The sequence below is a fragment of the Proteus sp. STS61-E genome, from assembly GCF_040932335.1.
Taxonomy (GTDB): Bacteria; Pseudomonadota; Gammaproteobacteria; order Enterobacterales; family Enterobacteriaceae; genus Proteus; species Proteus mirabilis_B.
Map to the genome: position 1 here is coordinate 272,465 of NZ_JBFQGE010000007.1, position 6,000 is coordinate 278,464.

General features: G+C 41.2%; 9 protein-coding genes. 8 read left to right on the plus strand and 1 reads right to left on the minus strand.

Annotation, left to right across the window (positions count from 1 at the left end; genetic code table 11):
- Positions 1 to 126: 126 nt before the first annotated feature.
- Entirely contained in the window at positions 127 to 285 is a 159-nt protein-coding gene (locus AB4J89_RS16345; RefSeq protein WP_193775141.1) for a hypothetical protein, read from the minus strand.
- A gap of 347 nt (positions 286 to 632) precedes the next feature.
- On the opposite strand from AB4J89_RS16345, the gene AB4J89_RS16350 reads away from it, so the two are divergent.
- The 8 genes from AB4J89_RS16350 to AB4J89_RS16385 all read left to right on the plus strand — a co-directional run.
- Complete coding sequence (locus tag AB4J89_RS16350; protein WP_023583301.1) at positions 633 to 1,337, plus strand: transcriptional regulator; 705 nt, start codon at positions 633 to 635, stop codon at positions 1,335 to 1,337.
- Between the two features lie 9 nt (positions 1,338 to 1,346).
- Complete coding sequence (gene tusD / locus AB4J89_RS16355; RefSeq protein WP_368469956.1) at positions 1,347 to 1,742, plus strand: sulfurtransferase complex subunit TusD; 396 nt, start codon at positions 1,347 to 1,349, stop codon at positions 1,740 to 1,742.
- Positions 1,742 to 2,110 carry a sulfurtransferase complex subunit TusC gene (gene tusC, locus AB4J89_RS16360; RefSeq protein WP_083629137.1) on the plus strand — a complete coding sequence of 123 codons (369 nt, stop codon included), beginning with the start codon at positions 1,742 to 1,744 and terminating at the stop codon, positions 2,108 to 2,110. The genes tusD and tusC overlap by 1 nt, the downstream gene beginning before the upstream one ends.
- A gap of 31 nt (positions 2,111 to 2,141) precedes the next feature.
- Positions 2,142 to 2,435, plus strand: a complete 294-nt coding sequence (gene tusB, locus AB4J89_RS16365) for a sulfurtransferase complex subunit TusB (protein ID WP_088494385.1) — start codon at positions 2,142 to 2,144, stop codon at positions 2,433 to 2,435.
- Positions 2,436 to 2,562: 127 nt separating this feature from the next.
- Positions 2,563 to 2,937 (plus strand): 30S ribosomal protein S12, encoded by a 375-nt coding sequence (rpsL, locus tag AB4J89_RS16370; protein WP_004236497.1) that lies wholly within the window; start codon positions 2,563 to 2,565, stop codon positions 2,935 to 2,937.
- Between the two features lie 98 nt (positions 2,938 to 3,035).
- Positions 3,036 to 3,506: a 30S ribosomal protein S7 gene (gene rpsG / locus AB4J89_RS16375; RefSeq protein WP_004246897.1), complete on the plus strand. Its 471-nt coding sequence runs from the start codon at positions 3,036 to 3,038 to the stop codon at positions 3,504 to 3,506.
- A gap of 78 nt (positions 3,507 to 3,584) precedes the next feature.
- Positions 3,585 to 5,699 (plus strand): elongation factor G, encoded by a 2,115-nt coding sequence (fusA, locus tag AB4J89_RS16380; protein WP_088494386.1) that lies wholly within the window; start codon positions 3,585 to 3,587, stop codon positions 5,697 to 5,699.
- Positions 5,700 to 5,766: 67 nt separating this feature from the next.
- Positions 5,767 to 6,000 (plus strand): GTP-binding protein (locus AB4J89_RS16385; RefSeq protein WP_286420384.1); only part of this gene is annotated, 234 nt, incomplete at its 3' end.

Here is a 6,000-nt window from a genome sequence, read left to right on the forward strand (position 1 = left end):
AGCAATAAGAGAGCTTGATTATTTTTAATGATTATTAGCAAATTGATAAAATATCAATGAATAAACGCAAGCAACATATCACTATATAAGTGGTGATTAAGTACGTTCTTAAGCTAAGTAAACAAATCAAGCAACGCGAGTTGCAACAACAACCGTTGTATTGACTACAACCACTTTCACAGGCGGAGGTGGTGAAGAGAGAATCTCAATAGGTATAGAAGCAACAGAAATTAATCCTATTATTGATGAAGTTTGCTGAGATTGGCATATCATCAGTGTATTCATAGGATTAATCGCTCGTTAAAATAACAATAATTTGGAATATAGGTAATCTATTCAGTAGTGTCAATCTTTATCCTACCCACACCAAAAAAGGAAAATTTTCAAAAATAAAGGGTGGAAATAAGTCCAAAATATAAAGAAAAATGAAAAAAGCTGTGACCTATCACAAAGCTCTTATTCTAAGTCACTTGACGTAGATCTTCTGGCGATCTAACGTCAGAATCATTCTTAATTCTGTTTTTATATTTAAATTTTTTTAATATTGAATTGATCCGCAATGACGAATCGTTATAAAAAATAGAACCTCAAGTCATTATCATAATTAAAGCCTTTAAGGATTATATAATCAAATGTCTAGCCCGTTATTTAATGGTGACAGCAGCGAGTTTGAAAAACTAGATAGCCGACCTTTTACTCAAACTGATCACGAAATACTAAAGTCCTATGAAGCAGCTGTGGATGGTTTGGCAATGCTCATCGGCAATCATTGCGAAATCGTATTGCACTCTCTGGAAGATTTGAAATGTTCAGCGGTTAAAATCGCGAATGGAGAACATACTGGTCGTAAGATTGGTTCTCCAATTACCGATTTGGCATTACAAATGTTACATGACATCACAGATGAAGATTCAAGTTTTTCAAAGGCTTATTTTACTAGAGCAAAAAGTGGTGCATTGATGAAGTCAATCACGATTGCTATTCGTAATCGTGAACGTCGTGTCATTGGTTTATTGTGTATTAACATGAACCTTGATGTTCCATTCTCTGAAATAATCAAAACCTTTATTCCTGAAGAAACACATGAAGTTGCATCCGATGTTAACTTTGCCTCATCTGTCGATGATTTAGTGGCTCAAACATTAGAGTTTACGATTGAAGAAGTAAATAATGATCGTGAAGTTGCGAATAATGCCAAGAATAAACAAGTGGTGTTAAGCCTTTATGAGAAAGGTATTTTTGATATTAAAGATGCCATTAATCAGGTTGCAGATCGCTTAAATATCTCAAAACATACTGTGTATCTCTATATTCGCCAGTTTAAAAATGGAGAATAAGGCAACATTATGAGTTCCTTGACATATTGTTTAGTGGTTACAGGGCCTCATTACGGAACTGAACAAGCTTCAAGTGCCTATTTGTTCGCAAATGCCCTTCTTGAAAAGGGGCATCAAATTTCACAAATTTTCTTCTATCGAGAAGGTGTTGTGAATGCTAATAAATTGGCATCGCCTGCAAATGATGAATTTGATCTCCCTAAAGCGTGGGTTACATTGGCGAAAGAACATCAAATTCCCCTGCATGTTTGTGTTGCCGCCGCATTGCGTAGAGGAATTATCGATGAACAGCAGGCAAAAGAGCAGGAAATGGATAGCCATAACATGGCAACTGAATTTGAGCTAAGTGGGTTGGGTTCACTGGCTCAAGCGATGTTAACCTGTTCCCGTGTGGTGCAATTTTAATGAAGAAAATGAATTCAATCGCATTCCTTTTTACTCAAGCACCTCATGGCAATAGTGCAGGGCGAGAAGGTTTAGATGCTTTACTCGCAACCTCTGCATTAACAGAAGATATTGGTGTTTTTTTTATCTCTGATGGTGTGTTTCAACTTGTTGAAAATCAACAACCTGAAGGAGTGCTATCACGTCATCATGCTGCAACATTCAAAGTGCTACCCTTGTATGATGTGACAAACGTCTATATATCACAGAAAGACATGGCTCATCGTGGATTATCCTCTCAAACTTCTTTTGTGTTGGATGCACAGGTGATATCCCAAGAAGATATTGCTCAAAAATTGAGTGAATATGATGTGGTATTACGCTTTTAATACAGAAGTTAGTCAGGAAGGTTGAACGGTTATGTTGTATACTTATTCTGTCTCTATTTATCAAAGTGATTTAGAGGCTTTTTTATCTTTATTGACAAAAGAAGATGATGTTTTGTTAATACAAGATGGTGTACTGGCAGTTCTTGAAGACAATCCCTTATTAAAATATTGTCTCCAACAGCAAATTTCAGTTTACGCATTAATTGATGATGTTTTGGCAAGAGGCTTAAAAGATCAAGCATCTCATCACATTAAACTTATCAATTATGGTGATTTTGTCGATTTAACGGTAAAACACCCCCAACAAATTCATTGGGGAGCGTAGAATTGCTGTATAATTCTTGACACATGAGCCCGTCAGCAATAAAATTCTGCGTCCTCATGTTTTGTCTTGTTGACAAGACAGAGTTCAAATCCGTGTTTACGAAGCAAAAACCAGGAGCTTTTTTTAAATGGCAACTATTAACCAGCTGGTGCGCAAATCTCGTAGCTCGAAAGTTGTTAAAAGCAACGTTCCAGCTCTGGAAGCTTGCCCGCAAAAACGTGGCGTATGTACTCGTGTATATACTACCACTCCAAAAAAACCAAACTCAGCACTGCGTAAAGTATGCCGTGTGCGTTTGACTAACGGTTTCGAAGTTTCTTCCTACATCGGTGGTGAAGGCCACAACTTGCAGGAACACTCCGTAATCTTAATCCGTGGTGGTCGTGTTAAAGACTTACCAGGTGTGCGTTACCACACTGTTCGCGGCGCGCTGGACTGTTCCGGTGTTAAAGACCGTAAACAAGCTCGTTCTAAGTACGGTGTGAAGAAGCCAAAGGCTTAATGGTTCTCCGTTAAGTAAGGCCAAACATTTTTTCACCATTAATGTCAAAATAAACTCATTGAGTTTTGGACAACCCTGAATTTAAACGGAGTATTTCCATGCCACGTCGTCGTGTAATTGGTCAACGTAAAATTCTGCCAGATCCTAAGTTCGGATCAGAACTGCTGGCCAAATTTGTAAACATTCTGATGGTAGACGGTAAAAAATCTACTGCAGAATCTATCGTATATAATGCGCTTGAGACCCTGGCTCAGCGTTCAGGCAAAACTGAACTGGAAGCGTTCGAAATCGCATTAGATAACGTACGTCCTACTGTGGAAGTTAAATCCCGCCGTGTTGGTGGTTCAACTTACCAAGTTCCAGTTGAAGTACGCCCAGTTCGTCGTAATGCATTAGCAATGCGTTGGATTGTTGAAGCTGCTCGTAAACGCGGTGATAAATCCATGGCTCTTCGCCTGGCAAATGAATTATCTGATGCGGCTGAAAACAAAGGCGCTGCTGTTAAGAAACGTGAAGACGTTCACCGTATGGCAGATGCAAACAAGGCGTTCGCACACTACCGTTGGTAATCCACGGAGTATCGCAACTCTTTTCAGGACAGCTCTGCTGTCCTTTACCTGAATTGAACGCCCACGAGAGAGGAAAAAATGGCTCGTCAAACCCCCATAGCACGCTACCGTAATATCGGTATCAGTGCGCACATCGATGCCGGTAAAACCACTACAAGTGAACGTATTCTGTTTTATACCGGTGTAAACCATAAAATTGGTGAAACTCACGAAGGTTCAGCAACAATGGACTGGATGGAGCAGGAGCAGGAACGTGGTATTACTATCACATCCGCAGCAACTACTGCATTCTGGTCTGGTATGGCTAAACAGTTTGAGCCTCACCGTGTAAACATCATCGACACCCCGGGACACGTTGACTTCACAATCGAAGTAGAACGTTCTATGCGTGTTCTTGATGGCGCGGTTATGGTTTACTGTGCAGTTGGTGGTGTTCAGCCTCAGTCAGAAACAGTATGGCGCCAGGCTAACAAATATCATGTACCACGTATCGCGTTCGTTAACAAAATGGACCGTATGGGTGCAAACTTCCTGCGTGTTGTTGAACAAATCAAAACACGTCTGGCAGCAAACCCAGTTCCACTGCAAATCCCAGTAGGCGCTGAAGAAAATTTCACCGGTGTTGTTGATTTAATTAAAATGAAATCAATCCGTTGGAATGAAGAAGACCAAGGTGTTACCTTCGAATACGAAGACATTCCTGCAAATCTGCAAGATTTAGCTGAAGAATGGCACAACAACCTGGTTGAATCTGCTGCTGAAGCATCAGAAGACCTGATGGACAAATATCTGGGCGGTGAAGAACTGACAGAAGCAGAAATCAAAGCTGCTCTGCGTAAACGCGTTCTAGATAACGAAATTATCCTGGTTACCTGTGGTTCTGCATTTAAGAACAAAGGTGTTCAGGCAATGCTGGATGCGGTAATTGAATACCTGCCAGCACCAACAGATGTTCCTGCTATCAACGGTATGTTACCAGACGGTAAAGATACTCCAGCAGAACGTCATTCAAGCGACGAAGAGCCATTCTCATCTCTGGCATTCAAAATCGCTACTGACCCATTTGTTGGTAACTTAACATTCTTCCGTGTGTACTCTGGTGTTGTAAACTCAGGTGACACAGTTCTGAACCCGGTTAAAGACAAAAAAGAACGTTTTGGCCGTATTGTTCAGATGCATGCTAACAAGCGTGAAGAAATTAAAGAAGTTCGTGCGGGCGACATCGCTGCTGCTATCGGTCTGAAAGACGTAACTACAGGTGATACTTTATGTGCAATTGATGCACCAATCATCTTAGAACGTATGGAATTCCCAGAGCCAGTAATCTCTGTTGCTATCGAACCTAAGACTAAAGCTGACCAAGAAAAAATGGGTATCGCTCTGAACCGTTTGGCTCAGGAAGATCCATCTTTCCGCGTATCAAGCGACGAAGAAACTGGTCAGACTATCATTGCTGGTATGGGTGAACTGCACTTAGACGTGTTAGTTGACCGTATGCGTCGTGAATTTAAAGTTGAAGCGAACGTAGGTAAACCACAGGTTGCTTACCGTGAAACTATTCGTGATACAGTAACTGATATCGAAGGTAAGCACGCGAAACAATCTGGTGGTCGTGGTCAGTACGGTCATGTTGTTATCGACCTGTCTCCATTACCAGCAGGTGGTGAAGAGAACTACGTATTTATCAACGATATCGTTGGTGGTGTAATTCCTAAAGAATTCATCCCAGCTGTTGATAAAGGTATTCAAGAACAGCTGAAATCTGGTCCATTAGCAGGTTACCCTGTTGTGGATATTCAGGCTCGTTTACATTACGGTTCTTACCATGATGTTGACTCCTCAGAAATCGCGTTTAAAATTGCCGCATCAATGGCATTTAAAGACGGCTTCATGAAAGCTAAGCCAATTCTGCTTGAGCCAGTCATGAAAGTTGAGATTGAAACGCCAGAAGATTACATGGGCGACGTTATCGGTGACTTAAACCGTCGTCGTGGTATGGTTGAAGGTATGGACGATCTGCCTACCGGTAAGATCATCCGTGCTCAAGTACCACTGGCTGAGATGTTCGGTTATGCAACTGACCTGCGTTCACAAACTCAGGGTCGTGCTTCTTACTCTATGGAGTTCTTGAAGTACAACGAAGCGCCTAGCAACGTCGCTCAGGCTATTATCGAAGCTCGTAAAGCGAAATAAGATCCTTTCGAGTTCAATTTAGTTTACGCTCCCTCTAATTGAGGGAGCGATATTAAGGAATATAGTCGTGTCTAAAGAAAAATTTGAACGTTCCAAACCGCACGTTAACGTTGGTACTATCGGCCACGTTGACCACGGTAAAACAACTCTGACTGCTGCAATCACTACAGTTTTAGCTAAAACTTACGGCGGTGCTGCTCGTGCATTCGATCAAATCGATAACGCACCAGAAGAAAAAGCTCGTGGTATCACCATCTCTACTTCACACGTAGAATATGACACTCCAACTCGTCACTACGCA

Excerpts from the sequence above, each read along its gene's own strand:
- AB4J89_RS16345 (WP_193775141.1), bottom strand. The coding sequence starts at position 285 with ATGAATACACTGATGATATGCCAATCTCAGCAAACTTCATCAATAATA.
- AB4J89_RS16350 (WP_023583301.1), top strand. The coding sequence starts at position 633 with ATGTCTAGCCCGTTATTTAATGGTGACAGCAGCGAGTTTGAAAAACTA.
- tusD (WP_368469956.1), top strand. The coding sequence starts at position 1,347 with ATGAGTTCCTTGACATATTGTTTAGTGGTTACAGGGCCTCATTACGGA.
- tusC (WP_083629137.1), top strand. The coding sequence starts at position 1,742 with ATGAAGAAAATGAATTCAATCGCATTCCTTTTTACTCAAGCACCTCAT.
- tusB (WP_088494385.1), top strand. The coding sequence starts at position 2,142 with ATGTTGTATACTTATTCTGTCTCTATTTATCAAAGTGATTTAGAGGCT.
- rpsL (WP_004236497.1), top strand. The coding sequence starts at position 2,563 with ATGGCAACTATTAACCAGCTGGTGCGCAAATCTCGTAGCTCGAAAGTT.
- rpsG (WP_004246897.1), top strand. The coding sequence starts at position 3,036 with ATGCCACGTCGTCGTGTAATTGGTCAACGTAAAATTCTGCCAGATCCT.
- fusA (WP_088494386.1), top strand. The coding sequence starts at position 3,585 with ATGGCTCGTCAAACCCCCATAGCACGCTACCGTAATATCGGTATCAGT.